The organism is Sphingobacterium sp. DR205 (assembly GCF_011064245.1).
Taxonomy (GTDB): Bacteria; Bacteroidota; Bacteroidia; order Sphingobacteriales; family Sphingobacteriaceae; genus Sphingobacterium; species Sphingobacterium athyrii.
The window spans coordinates 3,118,762-3,143,228 of sequence record NZ_CP049333.1 but is presented as its reverse complement, the minus strand read 5'-3'; the positions used below and the strand labels follow the sequence as shown (position 1 = coordinate 3,143,228).

Sequence of the window (24,467 nt, the reverse complement as noted above, 5' to 3'; positions counted from 1 at the left end):
ATCACTTTTTACCCTTTCAATGTTATAATGCCAAGAAAGCCCCAAACATTAAGAAATCCGCTAAAAAGTTATATCTGGAAGTCTTTAACAAAATATCGTCTTAATACATGCTATGATAATATTTTACTCAAAATAGAACTGTTATATTCTGAAAAATAACGGACTCTTGATTTTAATTATTATGGTGTCAGAATTATATGGAAATACGTGATTTTACGATAAAGAGTTTTTTATTTCATAATTTTAATGGTAATAGTAGCAATAATATAGAAATATACGTTTCCAAAACAAAATATCATAACAATGAATATTCAAATCAGACAGGAAAGCAAAGCCGATTATCAGTCAGTTTTTGAGCTCATTCAAAAAGCGTTTGAACATGAAGAATATAGTGACCATCAAGAGGAATTTCTCGTCGAAAGATTACGTCAGTCGAGCGGATTCATTCCGGAGCTTGCCTTAGTCGCGGAAATCCATGGTAAAATCGTTGGTTATATCTTACTGACAAAAATCAAAATTCGCAATGAAGCAGAGAAACGGGAATATCCTTCTCTTGCTTTGGCACCGATTGCGGTGTTGCCGGAGTTTCAAGGAAGGGGAATTGGCGGTAGATTAATCACGGAAGCGCATCGAATCGCTGCAGAACTTGATTTTGGATCCATTATCCTATTGGGCCATGCCAGTTATTATCCAAAGTTTGGTTATGTGAAAATGGCCGAATATGGGATTAACATGCCCTTTGAGGTTCCAAATGAAAATTGTATGCTCATTGAACTCCGTCAACATGCATTAGCCGGAGTACAAGGAACAGTCGTGTATCCAAAAGAATTCGGAATAGCCTAAAAATGGCCGACAGAATGTGCTCGCAATAATCGGCCATTTTATTTTAATATTTAATTGGATAATCTTGCATAAATTCAAACTGATACCCATCTTTTTTAAGTGCATCTATCAGGGCTGACAACTCCTGCTGTCCCTTTTTTGTCTGGAACATATCATCATGCATTAAAAACACCACATTATTCGGAACCATCGAACTCTTATTGTTCATAAAGTTATGGATATGGGATAATGTCGCTTGCTGAGGTTGAACAGGAACTCCTGTAATACTGTTCAAACGCCATTCTACATCCCAACCAAAAATACGATAACCATTTTTGTGAAGCATATCAGCCGTTGTGGAGCCATTCTTCAAATCTATCTTTCGGATATCATCATACATCCAGATATTTCTGCCCGGGAGTCTAACAATTTTATGCTTAAGATTAAGATCCTTTTCATTCTTTTCAAAATCAGCAAATGCCTTTTCCGCATTGTTATAAAATCTTGAATATTGATTATTGGCATGTGTATAGCTGTGGTTATAACAAGCAATCAAGGGATTATTTTTATATTTTTCAAGATCCCGCTTTCTACCTTTGCTCATATTGGCATGTTTGCCAATTAAAAATACGCTTACTTTTATATTTTTCTCTTTTGCCAGCGAATCAATGGCCGCACTTCCGATCAAAGGACCATCATCAAATGTCAGATAGATATGTTTCGGATGTGCATCAAAAGCTCTCCGCAACGAATCCTTCAGGTTACGCTTTTGTTGCTTCACAGGGATCGGATGCAAACTATCAACTGTAAAATGTAGCTGATTTCTTTGGAGAGAATCCCATTTGTTCAACAGAACGGGCACTTTTTCCTTGTGGATCAACTTTTCATTTAATGTATCCCTATCGACTTCTTTGCCACTGCCCAATACTTTATTTGAGAAATCTTTACATGACACTGAACCTAAGGTCACACTACCCATGAACAATGCAATCAACAACCATCTACACTTCATATCTATCCTAATAACTTAAGTGATTTTTTACGTTTCAAAAATACCATAAAAACCCACTCTAAAAGTATAATATTTCATAAATCCCTATTTTCCGTGATAATCAGCTACAAAAACGACAAAATTATTTGTCTTAAGGGTTTATTAACCCTATGATGGCACCGTCGAAAGATCGATCAGCTTTGATTTGGCAAAACGTTACTTCTTCTTAAAGATTAAAGCCCGGTTATATTCGAAATTCATTCGGGCAATGTTTAGCACAGAAATCCCCTGTGGACACTCAACCTCGCAAGCTTCTGTATTGGAACAGTGGCCAAAAGATTCGGCATCCATTTGCCTGACCATATTCAATACACGCTGACTTCTCTCTTCCTTTCCCTGCGGGAGCAAGGCCATGTGCGTAATCTTTGCTGAGGTAAACAGGGCTGCACTCCCATTTTTGCAAGTAGCGACACATGCACCACATCCGATACATGCTGCTGAATCGAAAGCTTCTTCAGCCAGCTCATGTGTAATAGGAATAACCGTAGCATCGGGCGCCTGTCCCGTATTGATGGACACAAACCCACCAAGAGAAATAATTCGGTCAAAAGCGGATCGATCCACTTTCAGGTCTTTTTTTACCGGAAATGCCGAGGAGCGAAAAGGCTCAATCACAATGGTGTCATTATCCTTGAACGAACGTAGATGCAACTGACAAGTCGTCGTATGTTTTAGCGGACCGTGTGCGATACCGTTAATCATTACACCACATTGGCCGCAGATCCCTTCCCTGCAGTCATGGTCAAATTCGACAGGTTCCTCCCCATTGACAATGAGCTTCTCATTCAATGTGTCCAGCATTTCAAGAAAAGACATATGCGGGTTAAGCCCCTGTAGCTCATAGGCTACTAACTTCCCTGCTGACTGATTATCTTTCTGCCGCCAAATTTTAAGATGTAGATCCATAATTGTTCATTTTATTTGTAGCTTCTTACTGTAGGTTGTATTTCTTCAAAAGTCAATGGTTCTTTGATCAGTTCGGGCTCCTCCCCGTCTCCTTTCCATGCCCAGGCGGATATGAATTGAAAATCAGCATCATTCCGCAATGCTTCTCCATCTGCTGTTTGGTATTCCTCTCTGAAATGGGCACCACAGGATTCTTTACGGGTCAAGGCATCGTAACACATTAATTCACCTATTTCAAAATAGTCTGCAACACGTCCGGCTTTCTCCAATTCGGTATTTAATGAATCTGGCTGACCACTGACCATGACATTATCATAAAATTCCTGTTTAAGCTTCCTGATTTCTGCTATTGCGTATTTAAGACCCTGTTCATTCCGGGCCAGACCACAATAGTCGTACAGCAGTTTGCCCAGTATCTTATGAAAATGATCAACGGTCTTATTTCCTTTAATCTGCAACAATTCTTCAATTTGTCTTTTAACGGCGAGTTCAGCCTTTTCAAATTCTATATGATCTGTAGCAATCTCTCCGGTGTGAATTTCATTCGATAAATAATTGGCGATCGTATAAGGTGCAATAAAATAACCGTCCACCGAGGCCTGAAGCAACGAATTTGCCCCTAGACGATTGGCGCCATGATCAGCAAAATTAGCCTCCCCCAGCGCAAAAAGCCCCGGCAAAGTCGTCATCAGTTCATAATCGACCCAGAGTCCACCCATCGAAAAATGGGCCGAGGGCGATATCATCATCGGTTCGGAATACGCGTCATAACCTGTTATCTTATGATACATATCAAAGAGATTACCATATTTTTCCGCAATTTTATCTTTACCCTGTTCCTTGATTGCTTTAGCAAAGTCAAGGTAAACCGCATTCTTTAAAGGACCTATTCCAAAGCCTGCATCAATCCGCTCCTTGGCAGCTCTCGATGATATATCCCTGGGAGCGAGATTGCCAAATGCAGGGTATCTACGCTCCAGATAATAATCTCTATCTTCTTCGGGAATATCATTTGGTTCTCTTTTTTCATCCAGTTTTAACGGCACCCAAATGCGTCCATCATTACGTAAGGATTCTGACATCAGAGTCAACTTGGATTGATAATCTCCCGATTGTGGCAAAGAAGTGGGGTGAACCTGAATCCAGCTCGGGGATGCCATCAATGCGCCCTTTTTATGTGCCCGCCAAATTGCCGATCCATTGCAGCCCATTGCGAGTGTGGATAAATAATAGATTTTACCGTATCCACCTGTGGCGAGTATAACCGCATGGGCAGCATGTCGTTCAATCACTCCGGTATCTAAATCACGAACAATAATACCGCGCGCCTTTCCGTCGATAACAACAACATCCAGCATTTCGTGGCGGGAAAAGAGCTGAACAGTCTTTTTACCGACCTGCCGCATCAATGCCTGATAGGCTCCCAATAGCAGCTGCTGTCCTGTCTGCCCCCGCGCATAGAATGTGCGGCTCACTTGAACCCCGCCAAAAGAGCGGTTGTTCAGATAGCCGCCATATTCTCGTCCAAAGGGAACACCCTGTGCCACGGCCTGGTCTATAAGATTCAGGGAGCATTCTGCCATTCGATAGACATTAGCTTCACGGGCACGAAAATCCCCTCCTTTTAACGTGTCCACAAACATTCGATAGACACTGTCACCGTCATTCTTATAATTTTTTGCGGCGTTGACTCCGCCCTGGGCGGCTACGGAATGGGCTCTTCGGGGACTATCCTGAAAACAGAATGACTTGACCCGGTAGCCCATTTCACCAAGAGATGCAGCGATCGAACTTCCCGCTAATCCCGTTCCCACAACAATGACATCCAATTTTTTCCGATTCGCCGGGTTTACCAGCTTTGCGGTTTTTTTATAGCGTGTCCATTTTTCTTCCAAAGGTCCCGCTGGTATTTTTGAGTTTAAAGTCATGTCTTCGCCTTTAGTTAACAGTAAAAAATATATAAATTGGCATCAATGCAAAACCAATGCTGATAATAATGGAATAGGTAATGCCAATGGCTTTAAACCAACGAACAAATTTTGGATGATACAGGCCCAGGGTCCGCACAGCGCTATGAATCCCATGGATAAGATGATAACATAGGGCCACCATTGATAAAACGTAGATAAGTACGTACCACCATTGTTGAAACACCGCAATAACCAATATATAGAGATCCTTATTTCCTTTTGCATCCAATGGTGGAGCGCCAAACTTATATACATACCAGAAGTTCTGGAAATGGATCACCAAAAAAATAAGAATAAGCGTGCCCAGAATCCCCATGTTCCGTGAGTACCATTTGCTCGCTCGTCCACGACTGTCTGACTGGTACGCTCCGCCCGTTTTCCTATTCTTTATCGTGATGACCAATCCGTCAATAGCGTGCAGTATAATACTCAAATAAAGCACATAGGAAACTATTTTTATCAGGATATTTCCCGACAAAAAATGTGAATAGGCATTAAATTGTAAATGCGCCTGCTCCCGGGGTAAAAATAATTGCAGGTTTCCCAAAAAATGGATCAGCAAAAAGAAGGCGAGAAATAACCCCGTTAAACACATCAGCATCTTCTTTGATAAGGTCGATAGCATAAGCTTTTTTCTTTAATAATAACCAATGACTTTCATCCATAATCCGCCTACACCCATATAGATAATAAGTAGGACGATCCCGATTTCCAGTCCACGCAACCACCAGGACTTGAGATCAACATAACCGCTACCAAAAAATACCGGTGCGGGCCCATGCCCGTAATGTGTTAATACGCCGTATATGGACCCGAGGAATCCAAGCATCATGGCCAATAACATGGGCGGAATACCTAATGATACCCCGACGCCTAACAAAGCCGCATACATTGCAGCGACATGAGCTGTAGCACTCGCAAAGATGTAATGGCTAAAGAAGTACACCAAAATAATTACCGGAAAAGCAATTTGCCAGCTCAGCCCTCCAATCTGTATCTTGATCAAATCACTAAACCAGCCGATAAATCCAAGTTCATTCAGCGAACTGGCCATCATCACCAAAACGGCAAACCAGACAATTGTATCCCAGGCACCTTTCTCCGCCTTTACATCCTCCCAGGTCAATACAGAAGTCAGCAAGAGCAAGGTCAGGCCGATAAATGCGGTTGTGGTCGCGTCAATAGATAGTGATCCGCCGAAAATCCAAAGTGCCAGAAGAATAAAAAATGCCAATAACATCAACCATTCATTTCTGGATATTGGTCCCATTTCCTTTAATTTTTCTGCGGCCATTTTGGGTGCATCGCCCGTCTTTTTTAGTTCCGGAGGATAAAGTTTATAGAGTACCAGTGGAACAACAAAAAAGGCCACAATTCCGGGAATAAATCCAGCAACAGCCCAGGACATCCAGGTAATGTCAATTCCAAGATTGGCGGCAAACTTTTGACACATGGGGTTACTCGCCGTTCCGGTTAAAAACATGGAGGATGCAATCAAATTCATGTAGTAGCTGTTCAATGTCAGATAGGAACCTAATTTTCGGTGCGTCTCAGGTTTGTCAGGTATAGAATCGAAGCTGATGGCCATGGATTTCATAATCGGATAGATGATGCCCCCACCTCTGGCCGTGTTGCTGGGTATCGCAGGTGCCAAACATACATCTGCCAACCCCAAACCATAAGCCAGTCCAAGCGAACTTTTTCCAAATACACGAATAAAAAGAAATGCGATACGATTCCCCAAACCCGTTTTGATAAAACCTCGCGCGATGAAAAAAGAAATTCCGATCAGCCAGATAACTTTGTCTCCAAAACCGGTCAGTGCTTTGGTAATCGATTTACCGGCATCTCCCGGTGCGAGTACTTGCGTCAGTGCCGTGAAAGCGATTGCCATCATGCACATGGTACCCATCGGCGCTGCCTTCAGAATGATACCGAGTATCGTCGCAGCAAATATGGCAAACAGGTGCCAAGCTTCAGGACTAACGCCCTTCGGCACTGGAATAAACCACAAAATGAGCGCAACAATAAAGGTGACGGCAACATTTTTGATACTAATTTCTTTCATAAGAATTGCGATTTAAAAGATTAGAATCTACTTTGTACTTGAACAATAAATAAATTTCTATTGTATTCATTGGTATTCGGAGTCTGCTTTTTATAGCGATCGAGCTGCAGACCGAGCTGTATCCGGGCACCGTAATTTTTTAAAAACTCCAGACCAAACATGGGTGTAAACGTCTGCCTTGCATTTGCATTTAATTTATAGTTTGGGTCAATATACTCGTAACGACAGGAAAGCTCAAATGCACTGAGATTGTAATAGTTAACTTCATACCTTAAATTCGGAAGGAAGTAGATGCCCCGAACGAGATAATCACTTAGCTTTGATGTCCGCGCTTCTTCATTCAGCGCATAATATAAGTTATGATTTATGGCCTGTTTCGCTTCCAGTTGCATATCCAGGTTCCATCGCTTTCCAAAATCCACATTCCCGCTCAGATCTACTCCTAGTGCATGAACCTGCTTTTTCATGACCTCACCAATCCCGCCATTTAACCCAAGATTGACTCCATATTTTTTTGAAAGACCGAATACCAGACGTGTTGAATATTGTTTTCCGTTGTCATTATCAGCGACTTGATTTTTACCGTTTCCATTGACAACGGAAAGGGAATAACTGAATGGCATATCTCCTAAATTAACTTCCCCTGTTGCGGCCATCCCGATCTGAAAACTTGCCCAGCCCAACTTGCCAAATTCAAGATATTGATTTGACCAATCCAAGGATTTAATAATATCTATCGGATAAGTTTCTTCAATGCCAAACCAAGGACGGAATTGACCGACTGTAATGGCCAGCTTAGGGCTAAAAGTATATTTTAGATAAGCGTTTTCAAGTACCTTAGTTTTTGGGTCGCTTTTAAAATCAGCCAGGTTGGCAAGCACAGCCACTTCAGTGCGCCTGCTGATCTGCGCACGCATCTGCACCCGCATATACTTCACCATAAAATTATTGTCTGTCCCTGTGCCATCGCTGTGATGAAGCCCATTGACATCAACATCTTTCGTTGTGCTCACAAGATACCGTGCCTGAAAAAGGCCTTTGATCTGCAATTTAGGATAGGTTACCTCTCCTTTGCTTTGCGGTACAGAATCTTTTTTTGCTGGTTCTACCGGCCCCGGCTCCTGCCCATTGACAGTTGTATGGAGCAATAAACATAAGACAGAAATTGGAATATAAAGTTTCCTCATATCTAAAATAATTATCTATTCACTGGTAGCCCAGCGCACTTTTCAATGTCAATAATGTATTATTAATTATTCTTGCTCTATTAACAGATGAAAGATTTAATGGTTTTAAATTTCTAATAAAATTTATAACTCAAAGAAAATGATTGCGAATTATATTGGGAATGGAGTAAATTCCCCGTTTTTATGTATTTTCACGGTGGACGTAAAATGGATGCTAAATTCCAAACCACGGTCAATATAACCTTAAAGATCTTCGTGAATTGTGGGAATCCGGTTGAATACATTTTAGATAAATTTTAGAATCAATAAATCATATGAAAGAACAATTAATCAGAAAATGCCGTATCTGTTTATTACTAATTATCTGTGGATTTTTAGTTCCTGTTTCCAAAGCCGCGGAGCGCGAGAAACCGGCAATGTTTTGGACCTGGCTTGATTATAATCCAAGCACAAATTTTGACTCCATCTGTCGGGAGATGAATTATTTGGGCATAGATGGGGTTATGCTAAATGCAGCAAGTCCTGATGAATATCGCGTTGCAATTCCTATTGCAAAAAAATATGGCATACAGGTAATTGCATGGTTGTGGACAATGAACCTGGAACATGATCGCGATAAAATTCTAAAAGAACATCCGGATTGGTTCAGTGTCAACAGAAATGGAAAGAGCCTAGCTGATACCACTGCCTATGTAGGTTATTATAAATTTCTTTCGCCCGTGGTACCGGAAGTGAAAGATTACATTAAACAAAAAATTCAGTCTTATTGTGAAGTTGAAGGTTTAGCAGGGATATCCATAGACTATAACCGCTATGTGGATGTTGTACTGCCGACGACGCTGTGGCCAAAGTATAATATCGTCCAAGATCGCGAGTATGCCGCATGGGACTATGGCTACCATCCAATTGCGATAGAAAAATTCAAAACGCAATACGGTTATGATCCAAGAGCTCAAAAAGACCCTTCAAAAGACTTAAAATGGAGGCAGTTTCGTTGCGATCAGATCACTGAAATGGCTAATATGATTGCGGATGTTGTACATGCAAACGGAAAGACAATGGCCGCCTCCCCTTTTCCTACTCCCAAAATGGCTTCAAGAATGGTTCGACAAGATTGGGGGAAATGGAATCTGGATCTTGTATTTCCTATGGTCTATAGTAACTTTTACACCGAAGATCCAAGCTTCATAAAAGATTGTACCCTCGAAAATGTGCGGGATAAAGCAAACCATACCACCCTTTATTGTGGTTTAATGGCTAAAAACAATGATGAAATGTTTGTCGATATGGATGAGGCATTGAACAATGGTGCCCAGGGTATCTCTATCTTTACCATACATAGTCTTCAGGATCCAAAAATTAAGGAGCGTTTCAGAGCCTATACAGCAGCAGCGAAATTAAAAAAAGAAAAAAATAATGGTACTTTATCTCGAATTGCGGGTAATAAAGTTGAAAACGATCCTTTCAAAAAAATCGGTATCATGAAATTGATCACGCAAAAAATTCAGGACATGGTAAAAGCTGAAAATCCGGCAGCCAGTCCCGTAGCATTGTCAAAATACAAACAGGTTGACAGCTACGATGTAACAAAAAAATATCTTGTGAAGGATAAGGTCAGCAAAAAGAATTTCTATGTCACGTTCTTCTTCTATGGCGACATTCTTTCAGGTTGGAATGTTGATCCTGCACCGACGAATAGCTAAAATAGGCTTACTTTCCTAACTTTGGGATTTCATAAAAAGATTGAAGACATGAATAAAACTTTTGGTTTGATAACAGCGCTTTTTGTCCTGAGCTATACCGGTGCGGCAGGCCCGTGCCTTGCGCAACGGACGGCGACTGAATCAACAGTACGGGATACGACAGCCTTAGATCAAGCAACTTTAAATACCATTCTCGAAAAGAACCGTCAAGGTTATAAACAAGGAAAAGTAGCAGATTACATACCCGAACTGGGCAAAGCAAATGCGCAATCCCTTGCACTTTCGGTTGTCAATAGCAATGGTACCATCGTCAGCGCAGGGGATATCCGGCAGAAATTTACAATCCAGAGTATATCGAAGATCATCGCACTGATGATTGCGGTCCGGGAAAATGGAGAAGCAACTATTTTTGATAAAATGGGCTATTTTGGTACAGATAAGCCTTTCAATCATTTTGGCAATCTGGAAACGATGGGAAAACCGCTTAATCCAATGATGAACGCAGGCGCCATACTGACCACGGCACTTATTAAAGGAAAAGGTGAGGAACCATTTGTTAAAATCCTTAATATGATCCGTTTCATCACAAACAATGAACATATTGATTATAGCCATGCGGTGTATAACTCAGAACGGGAAACGGGGCATCGCAATCGAGGCATGTTTTATATTATGCGAAACAATGGCTTAATTGATGGCGAAGGAGAAGAAAAACTCAATAACTATTTTAAACAATGTTCGATCGAAATCACCGTCGAAGATCTGGCCAAAATAGGTTATTTTTTTGCCAATCATTGCGTCCGTTATGATGGGAACAGACAATATCGCGACCCTAATCTATCCCAGCTAATTCAGTCACAGATGTTAATTGCCGTCATGTACGAATTTAGTGGTGAATATGCACGTACGGTTGGATTGCCTAGTAAATCCGGTGTCGGTGGCGGAATCACGGTCAGTGTCCCCGGTAAAATGGGAATAGGTGCCTTTAGTCCCGCTTTAGACCAGCATGGCAATTCGCTTGCAGGTTACCGCATGGTCCTTGATCTGGTAAAAGCCAGACAACTCAGTCTTTTTGATTAAAAGATTAACAACTGTTAATTAACGCTTTATAAAACCGAATTCCTATTTCACTTGTTTATTCCTCGGCCGACATAGCTATATGAAGGCTAAGGAATTATTAAATACCAAAAATTAAACCAATGGTCAGAACAGAAACAATAATCGCTGTGGAAAGTGTTCCAGCAAGTTCATCATTTTATCAGAAACTACTGGGCTGCAACAGCGCACATGGTGGCGAGACTTTTGAGATACTAACAGTCGATAACCATGTCATTTTATGCCTTCACAAATGGGGTGAACACGCACATCCTACACTACTCCAACCCAAAAATGCCGGAAATGGTCTCATCTTATTCTTTCGGGTAGCCAATCTCCAGGAGGTATTTGAAAATGCCACCAAACTCGATGCTACTTTCGAAAAGGAAATTCATTACAATGAAAACTCCCTAAAAAATCAGTTTATTCTTCGGGATCCGGACAACTATTACCTGATGATATCTGAATAAGAAGATTTATCCGTGAATAATTCTTATCGACTAAGGTGCTAAATGCGGCTTTGACTGGCTTTCTTAAACCAGTTTAAGTTTATTATTCAATCTTTCCTTCAACTTTGTCGTATAAAAATATAACACAATGACAGCACGATTAAATATTGCAAAAGTAGACGCCACAGCGTACAAAGCAATGATGGGTTTAGAAACCTATCTTGCTGACACTTTTTTAACTCCTATCCAAAAAGAGCTTATTAAGATAAGGGCATCTCAAATTAATGGATGTGCGTTTTGCCTGGATATGCATACAAAGGACGCGTTAAAGTATGGTGAAACTCCACAAAGGATATTTTTACTGAATGCTTGGCGCGAAACCGAATTATTTAATGCCGAAGAACAGGTCTTATTGGAGATGACAGAGGAAATCACATTAATTCACCAACAGGGCTTAACGGAGCAAACCTATCAGAAAGCAAAGCATCTTTTTGATGAAAAACAAATTGCACAAATCATCATCGCAATTACTACGATCAATGCCTGGAACAGAATCGGAATAAGCACACATTTAGAATTATTGAAATAACAAGCAAAACATCAGAATATGTCCAGTGTCAACATATGACGCTTAGATAAATCGCCCTATCCCCGGAATTGAATGAAACTATTTATGAATATAAATAAAGATTTTGATCAGGGGCTAAAAAAATCTGAAAAACGTTTTAAAATAGTTTAGAAAACATTGGCACAAAAAAAAGTAATTAGCGCACATTCAAATATATGCTAATTACTTTTTTCACTTTCCCTGAAAACAAACCGAATTAACGGCGGCTCATCAGAATACGCAAGATATACCAAAACAGCAACATAATCGAAGAAAATAGCTGCAATGCTGCTCCGACATATTGCTCATTGCCATAGTTATATTTTAGATTTTGTGTCTGGTATAAGATGCTGCCGGAAGCGATCAAAACCATGAATACAGAAAACCACAGCCCCAATTGAAATCCAAATATTGCACCGGCGACAATTGCACCTAAGGCCAGGAAGCCACCTATAACAAGGATATTTTTCAGAAAAGAAAAATCCTTATTTGACATAAAGGCCACTGCCGTCAATGCTGTAAACAGGGCAACAGTCATGATACTTGCCTGATACAGCATACTTGCGCCATCGGTCATCGCCGCAGCGATGTAAATCATCGGTAGGAAAATAATCGCCTCCAACACGATGTAGAATGCCAGCCCCATATACTGAGTCTGTCGGCTCTGGGCTAAGGTCCATCTCGAAGAAAGCGATGCTCCTAACCAGAAGCAACCAAGAAGAAATAACCAGATAAACTTTCCGCTGACCATCCAGACGATAAAATCATAAGGCACTAATTTTATCAACAGACTTTCTAAAACAATAAATGCCAAAATCGAAAGGGCAACATGAAGATATGTTTTTTTGTAAAAAACTCCTCTTTCAGCCTCATCATTAATAAGTAAATATTCTTGTGATTCCATAAAACAGATAAATATGATATATTAATATAAATTAAAAATAAGCATTAATTCTATTTTTGCAAGAAATAATTTTAGTGGTGAGAGCAAAAAAGAACCCCGCCTAGCGGGGTCCATTCAAACAAACAACTTATTTCCAGCCTCCTCCCAAATCTTTGTAGACATTGACAACAGCATTCAGCTGTTGCTTCTTAGTTTCTATTAATTCAAGTTTTGAATCCAGTACATCACGTTGTGTCATCAGCACTTCCATATAGTCGGCACGTGCCGATTTAAATAGATCACCTGAAACGGTAACCGAATTATTGAGTACCTCAACTTCTTTGGTCTTAAAATCATAACTCTTGCCAAGATTCTCGATATTGGAGAGTTGTGTGGATACTTCGAGATAGGCATTTAGAATCGTCTTCTCGTAGTTATAAACCGCCTGTATCTGTTTTGCATTTGCGGTATTGAATTCTGCTTTCAACCCATTTTTGTTCAACAGGGGCGCTGCCAGCTCACCTATAATATTGTACAACATGGATTCGGGCATTTTAAATAGATAGGACGGTTTAAAAGCTTGCAAGCCAAGAGCAGCCGATATCTCCAAAGACGGATAAAACTCTTTTCTTGCAATCTGCACATCCAATTTAGCAGCCGCCAATTCATATTCCGCCTCACGAATATCAGGTCTATTGCTCAACAATTGGCTCGGTATACCTGTTTGTACCCTGGCCGGTACCATATCCACGAAACTGCTTTTATCACGCTTTATCTCCTGTGGGAAACGTCCTAAAAGAAAATTGATCCGGTTTTCCGTTTCTTTAATCTGTTGTCGCGTCTCGAATTCCATGCCCTTGGTTTTCAATACCTCGGCCTGAAATTTCTGAACCGCAAGTTCCGTTACACGTGCCGCTTGCTTCTGTAGTTTGATTACTTCCAGCGCATTGTCCTGCACCTCGATATTTTGTTTGATGATCGTCAGTTGGTTATCTAACGCCAACAGTTCATAATAAGAGCGTGCAACCTCTGCAATAAGGCTGCTCAGCACAAAGTTTTTACCTTCGACTGTCGCAAGATAACGGTTCAATGCTGCCTGTTCGGAATCTTTTAGCTTCTTCCAGACGTCAATTTCCCAGCTTGCATAAGCTCCTATCGTTAAATCACCCAGTGGATCGGGCATTTCCTTGCCGGGGGCTATCTCCGTGCTGGCATCACCTGCCCCTTGGCTGGTATACCGGCCGACTTTTTCCACACCTCCACCGGCACGCAAACCTACACTTGGTTTCAATGCTCCTTTTCGCAATAAGATATCGTTTTTGGCGATTGCCAATTCCTGCAAGGTCACATTTAACTCCTGATTATTTTTTAATGCGGTGTCAATTAAGTTGACTAAATTGGGATCGCTAAAAAAATCGCGCCATTTCACGCTAGCCGAATTCGTTGTATCCGGTGCCAATGCTTCGACAAATTGCTGTGGCACCTGCTTATTTTCTTGAATCTGCGTCGCTTTAGGGACTTTACAGCCGGTCACCGCCGCTGATAACAGAACTCCTATCATCCAGTATTTATATTTTTGACTAGCCATTGTTATCAATTTCTTCTGTTAATGGATTTTCATCTTCATGTTTGATGAGCTTGCGTTTGGAAGCAATTGTTCCAAAAATAAAGTAAAGACCCGGTATGATAAGGATACCAAACACAGTTCCGAATAGCATACCTCCTGCTGCTGCCGTACCGATCGTCCGGTTACCGATCGCTCCCGGTCCGGAGGCCAACACCAATGGAATCAAGCCTGCAATAAATGCAAACGATGTCATTAAAATAGGTCTAAACCTTACTTTGGCACCCTCCAGTGCCGCTTCGATAATACTTAGCCCCTGCGCATGCCGCTGTGTGGCAAATTCAACGATTAAGACGGCATTCTTACCGAGTAAACCAATAAGCATAACCAAGGCTACCTGAGCGTAAATATTATTTTCCAGTCCCAGGACCTTCAATAAGAAAAATGCACCGAAAATACCAATTGGCAAGGAAAGCAATACCGCAAACGGCATGATAAAGCTTTCATACTGTGCCGATAAAATAAGGTAGACAAAGCCCAGACAGATCAAAAAGATATAAATGGCCTGGTTACCGCGCCCCACCTGGTCTTTGGAAATACCGGCCCAATCTATGCCATAGCCCTGTGGTAGCGTTTTAGCGGCGACTTCGTTGATTACCTGAATCGCTTCACCACTGCTATAACCCGGAGCAGCAGAACCCGAAATCTCGGAGGCCATGTACATATTATGCCGTGTGATCTCAGACAGTCCATATACCTTTTCCATATGCATAAATGCGGAGAAAGGTACCATCTCATCCTTGTCATTTTTCACATATAACTTCAAGATATCTTCAGGAAGAGCTCTATACTGGGGCAATGCCTGCACCATGACCTTATATTGTCGGTCATACTTAATAAAGTTGGTTTCGTAGTTACTGCCCACCAAGGTCGAGAGTGTATTCAGCGCATTATCAATCGTAACGCCTTTTAATTGAGCCATATCATTGTCAATATGGAGCATATACTGTGGAAAGCTCGCACTATAAAAGGTAAAAACAGAGGATAGCTCAGGTCGTTTGTTCAATTCCCGGACAAAATCTTTACTCACGGTCTCCATTTTCTTGTAGTCACCAGAGCCGGCTTTATCCAAAAGCCGCAATTCAAATCCTCCGGCGGCACCATAGCCCGGTACTGCTGGTGGCTGAAAAAATTCAATGGAAGCACCAGGAATATTTTTTGCGGCGTTTTCCAGCTGTTCGATAATTTCCTGTGAGGATTCCTTACGCTCCTCCCAGCTTTTTAAATTGATCAGACAGGTTCCGGTGTTGGCCCCGGTTCCCTCCGTTAATATCTCATAACCTGCCAGCGAAGAAACGGATTGTACGCCATCAATATCCTCCGCTTCCTTCTGCAAGGTTTGAGCGGCCAGATTTGTACGCTCTAAAGTCGATCCCGGCGGCGTTTGGATAATGGCGTAAATCATTCCCTGGTCTTCATTTGGAATAAAACCTGCCGGTACGGCATTGTTTAAAAAATAAGCCCCGATACAGAATCCGATCAACACCACAAAAGTAAAGAGACGCTTGTCGACAATGCCTTTCAGCAAGAAAACATATTTGTTTGACATTTTATCGAACAAGCGATTGAAGGAATCCAAAAATTTGTCCACAACGGATTTTTTGCGTGCCTTTCCATGGTTGTTCTTTAACATAATGGCACAGAGCGCAGGTGTCAGCGTCAGGGCCACCACGCCCGATAAGATGATAGAAGTCGCCATTGTAATGGAAAACTGGCGATAAAATATACCGACAGGCCCCGACATAAAGGCTACAGGTATAAATACTGCTGCCATCAAGAAGGTTATCGCTATGATCGCCCCACTGATTTCGTGCATTGCTTTCTTCGTCGCCTGATAAGCGGAAATATGCAATTCCTCCATCTTGGCGTGCACCGCCTCGATAACCACAATGGCATCATCAACCACAACGCCAATGGCCAATACAAGGGCAAACAAGGTAATCAGGTTGATTGTGATACCAAAAAATTGCATAAAAAGAAACGATCCCACTAAGGAAACCGGCACCGCAATGGTCGGAATCAATGTGGAACGCCAATCCCCCAGGAATAGGAAGACAACGATCGCTACCAAAATAAAGGCTTCAACTAGGGTATGAATAACCTTTTCCATGGAGGCGTCCAAAAATTTAGAGACATCATAACTGATCTCATAATCCAGTCCTTTTGGAAATGAGCTTTTCAGTTCTTTCATTTTGTCTTTAACATCCTGGATAACCTGAGAAGCATTACTGCCATAGGATTGTTTCAGCACGATTGCGGCGGAGGGTTTTCCATTTAAGGTTGAATAGATATCATACATTGCCGAACCGAATTTAATGTCCGCAACGTCCCTCAGGCGTAACATTTCACCGTTTGCATTTGTGCGGAGCACGATATTGCCATAGCCTTCTGTCGTGGTAAAACGTCCGGGATATTTCAGCACATATTCAAAAGATTGTGAAGTAATACCGGATGATTCCCCGGCTTTACCCGGAGACGCTTCCAAACTTTGCTCTGAGAGGGCTTTCATTACCTCCTCCGCTGAAATTTTATACGCTGTCATGCGATCAGGCTTCAACCAGATCCGCATGGCCAATTCCCGTGTTCCTAGAATATTTGCCACACCAACGCCGTCTACACGCCGCAGTTCCGAAACAATATTCATATCGGCATAATTGTACATAAAATTTCCATCGAGATCTTTATCCTTACTAAAGAGGTTGATATACATCAACATATTGGATTCTTCTCGTGTAATCTTTACTCCTTCACGGACAACAATGGGCGGAAGCTTATTGACAACAGAAGCGACGCGGTTTTGCACGTTCAAGGAAGCTTGATTTGGATCCGTGCCCAGATTGAACACCACCTGTATGCTGGCCTCACCGTCGTTACCGGCGTCTGAAGCCATATATTTCATTCCGGGAACACCATTTATGGCGCGTTCAAGCGGAATAATCACTGATTTGATCATCAATTCACCATTCGCCCCCGGATATTCTGCGGTAATATTTACTTTAGGTGGCGATATGGACGGAAACTGAGTTACCGGAAGTTGTACCATCGAAAGAATCCCCAGAAACACAATGATCAGTGATATGACAATCGAAAGGACAGGTCTATTTATAAAACGACTAAACATAGTAATTTAAGAGTATGGGGATTTATTCTGTTTTTAACTTCAAATTAGAAATGGCCTCTTTTGGCTGAACGAAACTATAGTTGATCTTTTCATCCTCTTTCACTTTCTGTATGCCATCCAGTAAGAATTTGTCGTCTTTTTGAAGTCCACTTGCAACCACATAAAGATCAGGAAGGGAATTACCTATGGTGATGTGGCGGGCCTTTAGTTTGCCGTCTTTGTCCACAACATACACGTATTTACGATCCTGCAATTCATAGGTTGCTTTTTGCGGTATAATCAATGCCTGCTTCAATGGGAAATTCATCACGACCTTCCCGCTTTCACCGTGTTTTAGTAAACGGCTGGGATTCGGGAAGCGGGCTCTAAACGCAATATTTCCTGTTTCACTGTCAAATTCACTCTCGATGGTTTCTACCACGCCATGCGCCGGAAGCAATTCATTATTGGCAAGCAACAATCCGACGTGGGTATCCCCCCGTTTACTGACATTCGTCTGATAATTAAGGTACTCTGGTTCCGAAACATTGAAGTAGACAAGCATCTGGCTATTGTCAGAAAGGCTCGTCAACAACTCCCCTTCATCCACCAGGCTTCCTAACTTTAATGGAATTCGGTCAATTGTACCATCGAACGGTGCTCTGATCTCCGTAAAAGAAAGGTGTAATTTAGCGATAGCTGCAGCGGCTTTTGCCTGTTCCAATTTAGCTTTGGCCATGGCCAGTTCATTCGGGGACACCACATTTTTATCCGCCAGGCTCTTGGTATTCTGTACTTCGATCTCGGCAACATTCACTTCGGCCATGGATTTTCTAAACTCTGCTTCATACATTTTGGGCATAATGCGGAACAGCAGTTGTCCTTTGTGTACAAACTGTCCTTCGTCCACAAAAATTTGTTCCAGATATCCCTTTTCCTGTGCGCGTAATTCGATATTACGGAAAGACTTAATCTGGGATACAAAATCTTTACGGATGGTTGTATCCATTTGTACCGGAGAAGTCACATTGAATTTTTCTTTCTCTTCTTTTTCTTCCTTTTTGGAAGTACACCCAATTTGGCATAATACGATAGCCAAATTAACGAGCATAAATACTCTTTTCATTTGTAAGCGTCTAATTAAAAATAAGTTTGATTGTTTGTTTGATATGGGAATTGAAACAACCTATCCTGAGCTTGTTGTAAGATGCAAAAACGGTAAAATCATTAACGGAGAAATGAAAATCCGATTGATACAGAAATAAAAAGAATAAGGCTAAGCTGTTTCGAGGGATTGGCTATTAAATTCTCCAGTTTTGTTGGAAAATATACCTTTGGGGATATAAATAAGCAACAAAATTGCAAAAAGGGATTTTCTTTGCAAACCGAAACACAAAAATGAAAAATACGACTGCACAAAGCAATAATGCGACAAAATCAGAAGCTGTTTGAAGATCTTTGGTTAATTGGAAATTCTCACTGTTAAATTCTTCAATGACGGGATTTTCATCGTGTACATTTCCTGCAATAAGGGGATCAATGCGGGAGGTCAGCGAAGTAATCTTGTCCTTTAAATTTGCCTCATTATGCTGATACATGAAACTGATCGCAGGACGGTCAGACTCGTTTAGCACAGCATGGCTATTACCGCTCCTAATTAATAGGAAGACTATAAAACATAGAATTGTAATAACCGCTTTCATTTGTGAGCAAATATACTAGCGCAGAAATAATTTTAATAAGGTTTAACACAATTTAACAAAAGGATTACAATCCGGCGATCTTACTCAAAAAAGTGAAAGCTGTGTACCTGTTTCATCAACCTTTGGAGGCTTTGCGCGACCAAAGACTGTCCGGCCATTGTATTTCCAGGAATTTCTGCGTTCTTCCTCTATTATCTGCTGAATATCAAACTGTGGCGTAAAATTATGCTCCGTTTCTAGAACGATCTGATGGAGTTTATTCATTGACTTTAATTTGTCGCTATTGCCCAGCTTTGACTTTTCAATACCTTTTTGTAAGATCTGAATACTTTGATCATAAATATCCAGGGGAACAGGAAAGGGATGTCCATCCTTTCCGCCGTGCGCAAAAAAGAAGCGTGCGGGATCGTTAAATCGCGCAGGAGCTCCATGGATTACCTCGCTGACAAGGGCCAGCGATTGTAAGGTGCGGGGGCCCATGCCTTTTAATAACAAAAGATCCTCAAAATTTTTAGGTTGATTTTCCCGTGCAACATATAACATTGCTCCTAACCTTTTGAGATCAACATCCGAAGCCCTAACATCATGATGAGAAGGCATCAGCAATCTTTTAAAGTCTACTAAGACATCTGAAGAATCCTCGTTGACGAGTGTCATGATACCTGTCCTGTTCGGAGCTGCTCCAGATGCTGTTAAATTTAAAATTATTCCCTGCGGACAACCTTTGATACCTGTATGTGGTTCCTCAATGAACGAACGGACGTTCTCCGAATGCCAATGGTAACGACGGGCAGTTCCATCATGATCGTGCATCCCCTGTTGTACCACGGCCCAATGACCGTTCTTAGCGACAATAAAATTATGCAGATACAACTGATAACCGTCTTGTATCGCCGTATTATCTACTTTTGCGACCAACTTGCTTGTCCGAACCAAGCTATTGCCATCCAAACCTGTTTTGTCCGCGAGGTAAAGTAGCTCTTGTGGTGTGTCTTTGGAGAATTTACCTTTACCGCCGCATATATAGAGACCAAATGCGTCCGCACAGGGATTAATGGCGCGTTTTAATGCGCCCATAACCGACGTGGTAATACCTGATGAATGCCAGTCCATACCCAGTACCGCACCAAAACTCTGGAACCAAAACGGATCTGCTAATCGCCTGAGCACCTCATCCTGCCCATAGTCCATCAGGATCACCTCTACAATGGACTTGCCTAATGTGCTCATCCGCTCATAGAGCCAGGCGGGCACCTTTCCATAGTGCAGCGGCAAGTCTGCTGTCCCTGAATGCTTCATAAATAAAACTAAATTTATTAGCACAAAGATAACTCTTTTCGTTTAGCAAACGAGATTTTCAAAAAAAATAGTTTAAAAATTGGCAAACTTCTTTTGCGCTGTATCCAGTGGGAGCCGTTACTTAATACATATGACCAAAAAAGACTCACAACATGCAGAATAAATAGTAAAAAATGGCTGGATATTGCCAAATTATCCAGCCATTTTCTATTTCAATATTGAATGTGTAGCTCCTGTCCGAATACGGCTATTCTGCGTTAATCCCGTATTAACGATTTACTTTCCAGTGAAAGCTGATAATAATCCAGCACGGAAAGATGGATCTTTTTCGGAAAATTCAATACCATGCTTATACGTATCTATATTAAAAAACAACTCCGCCGGTTCTGCTTTTTTATTCTCTAAAAAGAGTTTAAAACTATATGCGGTTTTCTTTGATAAATCAACATTCATTTTATTGGATGAGAAGACATTGGGCAATACTACGTCCTTTGTAAAGGCATCGCTAGTTGGCATTTGAAACAATTCACCCAAGGCTTTGACTAGATTATTGGATTGCGTACCTAGACTAGTGATTTTAATTTTCCCTTTGGTAAATCCGACGTCGTCACTTGGTTGCCCATCAATAATACCTGCGGGTATGAAATCAATAATTTCAAATTTCGCACCGACAGTATCCTGATTGTAAAGTGATTTCGTTGTATAAATACGGCTCGAATCCGTCTTTACTTCATCGGTGATACGCAAAAAGAAATTCTTTTTTTCAGGTCCGGGAGTGCCGTTCGTAAATTTTTCGATGCGCACCCGCTCAATGGTGTTTGCCGTTGCGGTATCACTTCCATCGTTTTTCTTCTGATTAGAATTTCCACAAGCAGCCAACATCAGCGTAGCTGTTGCGAGAATGGCTATAGATTGAATTTTGTACATGGTGATTTGTTTATTATCAGTAATCATTGAAATATTGCTCTTATAATATTACTATTATTACTGATAACAAACAACCATTGGCAATGTTTTTATTTTATTTCAATAAAGCATCGTATAAAATTTCAACGGGATGGAAGGATTTTCTGCCAGCACCATCCTTGATCTGATGCCGGCATGAGGTACCCGCTGCTGCGATTAAAGTTGTGGTATCCGTTTTACGTACAGCGGGTAATAAAACCAATTCCGCCACTTTCATCGAAACATCATAATGTTCGGCCTCATAGCCAAAGGATCCCGCCATACCACAGCAGCCCGACGGAATGACTTCAACGGAGTAATTTAACGGGAAAGACAAGACTTGCTGGGTAACGCCCACCAAATGAAAAGCCTTTTGGTAGCAATGCCCGTGCAATTTAATTTTTCTCTCATCGGCAGTAAACTGCTCCCGGTAGATACGACCGGCTTCAATTTCCGCTAAAAGAAACTCGTCAATCATAAGTGCATTTTTTGCTACCCGAAGTGCATCACTACGCAGATTTTCATCAACCAAACTTAGGTATTCGTCCCTGAATGTAATTATTCCAGATGGTTCAATACCTAACAACGGCGTGTCATCTGTGATCAGATCCTTTAGAAAACTGATGTTCTGGTTAGCAATTTTTTTTGCTTCTTTGACAAATCCTTTGGAGAGAAAAGTCCGCCCACTTTGCACATGTTTTGGAATAACCACCTCGTAACCCAAGGCCGTTAACAGTTTATAGGCCGTGATACCGATCTCAGCATCATTGTATTCGGTGAACTCATCAGAGAACAGATAGACACGGCGTTTAGCCTGTGGCTCGATCTTTTGTTTCCTGACCCATTGGCTTAATGTCGTTCCATTCACTGTAGGAAGTGAACGCTTTGGAGCAAATCCGACCGTTTTTTTAACCAAACCAGACAGAAAATCGTTCTTCACCACAAAATTGTAAAGTGGAGCGACCAGCGAACCCAGTTTTTGAGAATCGGTAAAATTAGCAATCAATTTCGTTCGGAAGCCAGCGCCGTGTTCATCGTAATAGTGCTGTAAAAATTCTGCTTTCATTTTAGCGACGTCCACACTCGACGGGCATTCTGTTCTACAGCCTTTGCAGCTCAAACATAGATCCATAACTTCCTTGATTTCCTCATGATCAAAGCGGTTTTTCTTTGTGGAATTGGTCAAAAATTGACGTAGCATATTTGCTCTGGCACGTGTTGTATCCTTCTCATCACGGGTCGCCATAAAAGAAGGACACATGGTGCCACCGGTAATTTCCGTTTTTCGACAATCGCCCGATCCCGAGCATTTTTCCGCCAGCCGGAGAATGGATTCATCTTTGGAAAAATCGAAATATGTCTTTATAGCCGTTCTATTCTTGTCGTTATCGTAGCGTAGATGGGCATCCATTGGCGGCGTGTTGACAATTTTATTGGCATTAAAAATCCCCAGTGGATCAAAAATGACTTTGACTTCTTCCAAAAGCTTATAGACCTTTTGGCCAAGTACCTTGCCTATAAACTCACCTCTTAAGCGCCCATCGCCATGTTCTCCGCTTAATGATCCATTGTACTTTAAAACGAGGTCACTTGTTTTTTCCAGTATGGAGCGGAAAGTACGTTTACCTTCTTCTGTTTTCAGATTAACAAAGGGTTCAATATGCAATTCACCTGCTCCGGCATGCGCGTAGTAGGATGCATGTACACCTTCCTCAATCAATAATTTTTGAATATCACTGACATATTCGGGCAGATCTTCCGGAGAAACAGCACAGTCTTCGATTAAATTTACAGGCTGACTGTCCCCGGGGAGATTACGGATAAGACCGAGCCCCGCTTTTCTGACATCCCAGACTAGATTTGTCTGCTCAATTCCAGTAATATAAGGATAAGCATAACCCAAGCCCCTTTCCATCAGCTCGGCTTTTAAAGCCATGGCTTTAGCCTCGGTCTCAGCCTCCGTATCGCCTCTAAATTCAACGATTAACAATGCCTGCGGATCGCCTTCTATAAAAAAACGATTATATTTATAAGTAGGATGACCAACCGTAAAATCCAGAATATACTTATCTACCAGCTCCGAAGCCTCAGGTCTATGGTTTAATGCGATCACATTGCCACGCATACATTCGACCATATCGGAGAAATGAATACACAATAAACCTAATTCTTTAGGCGGCAAATCCATCAAGCGTAGCTTTGCCTCTGTGACAATCGCCAGGGTGCCCTCAGAGCCGGCCAGAAGATTACACATATTAAATGGCTGGCTCCGATCACTTAGCATATCCAGCGCATAACCTGTATTTCGACGGGTTATTGAACGCTTGGGATAACCCGCCTCAATATCTGCCAGATTTTGAGGATCGGTCAATAAGTCATTCATGTGACGATAGATATCCCCCTCACGGTCTGTCTGTAACAGTTTTTTAAAGTAACTTTTCTCGTCCAGTGAAGCAAAGCTTATCTCGGATTTATCATCTAAAAGTACATTTGCAGCAATCAGGTTATGGCGGGTATCACCCCAGACAATAGAATGAAGGCCAGAAGAATTATTACCGATCATTCCTCCGACCATGGCCCGGCTGGCGGTAGAGGTTTCGGGACCAAACATCAACCCAAATGGTTTAAGGTAGCTGTTCAGATCATCACGGATGACACCAGGCTCCACACGCACCCATTTCTCTTCTACATTCAATTCGAGGATGCGGTTAAAATGACGGGACATATCCATGATGATACCATTTCCAACGACTTGTCCTGCCAACGATGTGCCAGCGGTGCGCGGAATTAAGGTGGTCCGGTTTGTCCCCGCAAAATCAATCAGATTCTTTACATCATTTATATCAGAAGGAATAGCCACTGCCAACGGCTTTTCCTGATATACCGAAGCGTCCGTGGAATAGGCAAGCAACATGGTTTGGTGTGATGCTTCTTCTGTATAATACAACTCCCCTTTCAGTCGAGTTGCCAATAAGGCTAATTGATTCTGATCTTTCACTGAATTTGCTTTTTTTAAATATAGAAAACAAATTTAGTTAAATTTCTCCTTTGGAAA

19 protein-coding genes are annotated in these 24,467 nt (G+C 41.6%); 5 read left to right on the top strand and 14 right to left on the bottom strand.

What is annotated here, in order from left to right; genetic code table 11:
• The first annotated feature begins 303 nt into the window (after positions 1-303).
• Positions 304-843: an N-acetyltransferase gene (locus tag G6053_RS13260; protein WP_206531937.1), complete on the top strand. Its 540-nt coding sequence runs from the start codon at positions 304-306 to the stop codon at positions 841-843.
• A 43-nt stretch (positions 844-886) separates the two neighbouring features.
• Here the strand turns inward: G6053_RS13260 and G6053_RS13255 are convergent, their stop codons facing one another.
• From G6053_RS13255 to G6053_RS13230, 6 genes are all read right to left on the bottom strand, one after another.
• A complete protein-coding gene (locus tag G6053_RS13255) occupies positions 887-1,834 on the bottom strand; it encodes a polysaccharide deacetylase family protein (RefSeq protein WP_241254995.1) in 948 nt (315 codons plus the stop codon).
• Between the two features lie 195 nt (positions 1,835-2,029).
• Complete coding sequence (locus G6053_RS13250; protein ID WP_108631775.1) at positions 2,030-2,779, bottom strand: succinate dehydrogenase/fumarate reductase iron-sulfur subunit; 750 nt, start codon at positions 2,777-2,779, stop codon at positions 2,030-2,032.
• A gap of 11 nt (positions 2,780-2,790) precedes the next feature.
• Positions 2,791-4,707 (bottom strand): fumarate reductase/succinate dehydrogenase flavoprotein subunit, encoded by a 1,917-nt coding sequence (locus G6053_RS13245; protein ID WP_165306723.1) that lies wholly within the window; start codon positions 4,705-4,707, stop codon positions 2,791-2,793.
• 10 nt (positions 4,708-4,717) lie between these two features.
• On the bottom strand, positions 4,718-5,374 hold the full coding sequence (locus G6053_RS13240) for a succinate dehydrogenase cytochrome b subunit (RefSeq protein ID WP_108631777.1): 657 nt from the start codon (positions 5,372-5,374) through the stop codon (positions 4,718-4,720).
• 12 nt (positions 5,375-5,386) lie between these two features.
• Positions 5,387-6,817, bottom strand: a complete 1,431-nt coding sequence (locus G6053_RS13235) for an anion permease (protein ID WP_165306722.1) — start codon at positions 6,815-6,817, stop codon at positions 5,387-5,389.
• A 20-nt stretch (positions 6,818-6,837) separates the two neighbouring features.
• Complete coding sequence (locus tag G6053_RS13230; RefSeq protein WP_108631779.1) at positions 6,838-8,004, bottom strand: porin; 1,167 nt, start codon at positions 8,002-8,004, stop codon at positions 6,838-6,840.
• A 314-nt stretch (positions 8,005-8,318) separates the two neighbouring features.
• Between G6053_RS13230 and G6053_RS13225 the strand changes: the two genes are divergently transcribed.
• The 4 genes from G6053_RS13225 (at position 8,319) to G6053_RS13210 (ending at position 11,840) form a co-directional block, all read left to right on the top strand.
• Positions 8,319-9,707 carry a family 10 glycosylhydrolase gene (locus tag G6053_RS13225; RefSeq protein WP_165306721.1) on the top strand — a complete coding sequence of 463 codons (1,389 nt, stop codon included), beginning with the start codon at positions 8,319-8,321 and terminating at the stop codon, positions 9,705-9,707.
• A 48-nt stretch (positions 9,708-9,755) separates the two neighbouring features.
• Positions 9,756-10,787 (top strand): glutaminase A, encoded by a 1,032-nt coding sequence (gene glsA, locus G6053_RS13220; RefSeq protein ID WP_165306720.1) that lies wholly within the window; start codon positions 9,756-9,758, stop codon positions 10,785-10,787.
• A gap of 119 nt (positions 10,788-10,906) precedes the next feature.
• A complete protein-coding gene (locus G6053_RS13215; protein WP_108631782.1) occupies positions 10,907-11,272 on the top strand; it encodes a VOC family protein in 366 nt (121 codons plus the stop codon).
• A gap of 127 nt (positions 11,273-11,399) precedes the next feature.
• Positions 11,400-11,840 carry a carboxymuconolactone decarboxylase family protein gene (locus G6053_RS13210; RefSeq protein ID WP_108631783.1) on the top strand — a complete coding sequence of 147 codons (441 nt, stop codon included), beginning with the start codon at positions 11,400-11,402 and terminating at the stop codon, positions 11,838-11,840.
• Between the two features lie 235 nt (positions 11,841-12,075).
• Here the strand turns inward: G6053_RS13210 and G6053_RS13205 are convergent, their stop codons facing one another.
• The 8 genes from G6053_RS13205 to G6053_RS13170 form a co-directional block, all read right to left on the bottom strand.
• Positions 12,076-12,762, bottom strand: coding sequence for a Bax inhibitor-1 family protein (locus G6053_RS13205; RefSeq protein ID WP_108631784.1), 687 nt, complete (start codon positions 12,760-12,762; stop codon positions 12,076-12,078).
• 127 nt (positions 12,763-12,889) lie between these two features.
• Positions 12,890-14,329: a TolC family protein gene (locus G6053_RS13200; protein WP_165306719.1), complete on the bottom strand. Its 1,440-nt coding sequence runs from the start codon at positions 14,327-14,329 to the stop codon at positions 12,890-12,892.
• Positions 14,322-17,486 carry an efflux RND transporter permease subunit gene (locus G6053_RS13195; RefSeq protein WP_108631786.1) on the bottom strand — a complete coding sequence of 1,055 codons (3,165 nt, stop codon included), beginning with the start codon at positions 17,484-17,486 and terminating at the stop codon, positions 14,322-14,324. Before G6053_RS13195 ends, G6053_RS13200 begins: the two co-directional genes overlap by 8 nt.
• 22 nt (positions 17,487-17,508) lie before the next feature.
• Positions 17,509-18,591, bottom strand: a complete 1,083-nt coding sequence (locus G6053_RS13190; RefSeq protein WP_165306718.1) for an efflux RND transporter periplasmic adaptor subunit — start codon at positions 18,589-18,591, stop codon at positions 17,509-17,511.
• Between the two features lie 175 nt (positions 18,592-18,766).
• Positions 18,767-19,168, bottom strand: coding sequence for a hypothetical protein (locus tag G6053_RS13185; protein ID WP_165306717.1), 402 nt, complete (start codon positions 19,166-19,168; stop codon positions 18,767-18,769).
• Between the two features lie 84 nt (positions 19,169-19,252).
• Entirely contained in the window at positions 19,253-20,467 is a 1,215-nt protein-coding gene (locus G6053_RS13180; RefSeq protein WP_165306716.1) for a DUF763 domain-containing protein, read from the bottom strand.
• Positions 20,468-20,743: 276 nt separating this feature from the next.
• Positions 20,744-21,394, bottom strand: coding sequence for a hypothetical protein (locus G6053_RS13175; protein ID WP_165306715.1), 651 nt, complete (start codon positions 21,392-21,394; stop codon positions 20,744-20,746).
• Positions 21,395-21,488: 94 nt separating this feature from the next.
• Positions 21,489-24,410 carry an FAD-binding and (Fe-S)-binding domain-containing protein gene (locus G6053_RS13170; RefSeq protein WP_241254994.1) on the bottom strand — a complete coding sequence of 974 codons (2,922 nt, stop codon included), beginning with the start codon at positions 24,408-24,410 and terminating at the stop codon, positions 21,489-21,491.
• Positions 24,411-24,467: the final 57 nt, after the last annotated feature.

What these genes read in the sequence shown, in the direction of transcription:
- G6053_RS13175 (WP_165306715.1), bottom strand. Translation starts at nt 21,394, where the DNA reads ATGTACAAAATTCAATCTATAGCCATTCTCGCAACAGCTACGCTGATG.
- G6053_RS13190 (WP_165306718.1), bottom strand. Translation starts at nt 18,591, where the DNA reads ATGAAAAGAGTATTTATGCTCGTTAATTTGGCTATCGTATTATGCCAA.
- G6053_RS13185 (WP_165306717.1), bottom strand. Translation starts at nt 19,168, where the DNA reads ATGAAAGCGGTTATTACAATTCTATGTTTTATAGTCTTCCTATTAATT.
- G6053_RS13215 (WP_108631782.1), top strand. Translation starts at nt 10,907, where the DNA reads ATGGTCAGAACAGAAACAATAATCGCTGTGGAAAGTGTTCCAGCAAGT.
- G6053_RS13195 (WP_108631786.1), bottom strand. Translation starts at nt 17,486, where the DNA reads ATGTTTAGTCGTTTTATAAATAGACCTGTCCTTTCGATTGTCATATCA.
- glsA (WP_165306720.1), top strand. Translation starts at nt 9,756, where the DNA reads ATGAATAAAACTTTTGGTTTGATAACAGCGCTTTTTGTCCTGAGCTAT.
- G6053_RS13250 (WP_108631775.1), bottom strand. Translation starts at nt 2,779, where the DNA reads ATGGATCTACATCTTAAAATTTGGCGGCAGAAAGATAATCAGTCAGCA.
- G6053_RS13225 (WP_165306721.1), top strand. Translation starts at nt 8,319, where the DNA reads ATGAAAGAACAATTAATCAGAAAATGCCGTATCTGTTTATTACTAATT.
- G6053_RS13205 (WP_108631784.1), bottom strand. Translation starts at nt 12,762, where the DNA reads ATGGAATCACAAGAATATTTACTTATTAATGATGAGGCTGAAAGAGGA.
- G6053_RS13180 (WP_165306716.1), bottom strand. Translation starts at nt 20,467, where the DNA reads ATGAAGCATTCAGGGACAGCAGACTTGCCGCTGCACTATGGAAAGGTG.
- G6053_RS13200 (WP_165306719.1), bottom strand. Translation starts at nt 14,329, where the DNA reads ATGGCTAGTCAAAAATATAAATACTGGATGATAGGAGTTCTGTTATCA.
- G6053_RS13260 (WP_206531937.1), top strand. Translation starts at nt 304, where the DNA reads ATGAATATTCAAATCAGACAGGAAAGCAAAGCCGATTATCAGTCAGTT.
- G6053_RS13240 (WP_108631777.1), bottom strand. Translation starts at nt 5,374, where the DNA reads ATGCTATCGACCTTATCAAAGAAGATGCTGATGTGTTTAACGGGGTTA.
- G6053_RS13255 (WP_241254995.1), bottom strand. Translation starts at nt 1,834, where the DNA reads ATGAAGTGTAGATGGTTGTTGATTGCATTGTTCATGGGTAGTGTGACC.
- G6053_RS13245 (WP_165306723.1), bottom strand. Translation starts at nt 4,707, where the DNA reads ATGACTTTAAACTCAAAAATACCAGCGGGACCTTTGGAAGAAAAATGG.
- G6053_RS13210 (WP_108631783.1), top strand. Translation starts at nt 11,400, where the DNA reads ATGACAGCACGATTAAATATTGCAAAAGTAGACGCCACAGCGTACAAA.
- G6053_RS13230 (WP_108631779.1), bottom strand. Translation starts at nt 8,004, where the DNA reads ATGAGGAAACTTTATATTCCAATTTCTGTCTTATGTTTATTGCTCCAT.
- G6053_RS13235 (WP_165306722.1), bottom strand. Translation starts at nt 6,817, where the DNA reads ATGAAAGAAATTAGTATCAAAAATGTTGCCGTCACCTTTATTGTTGCG.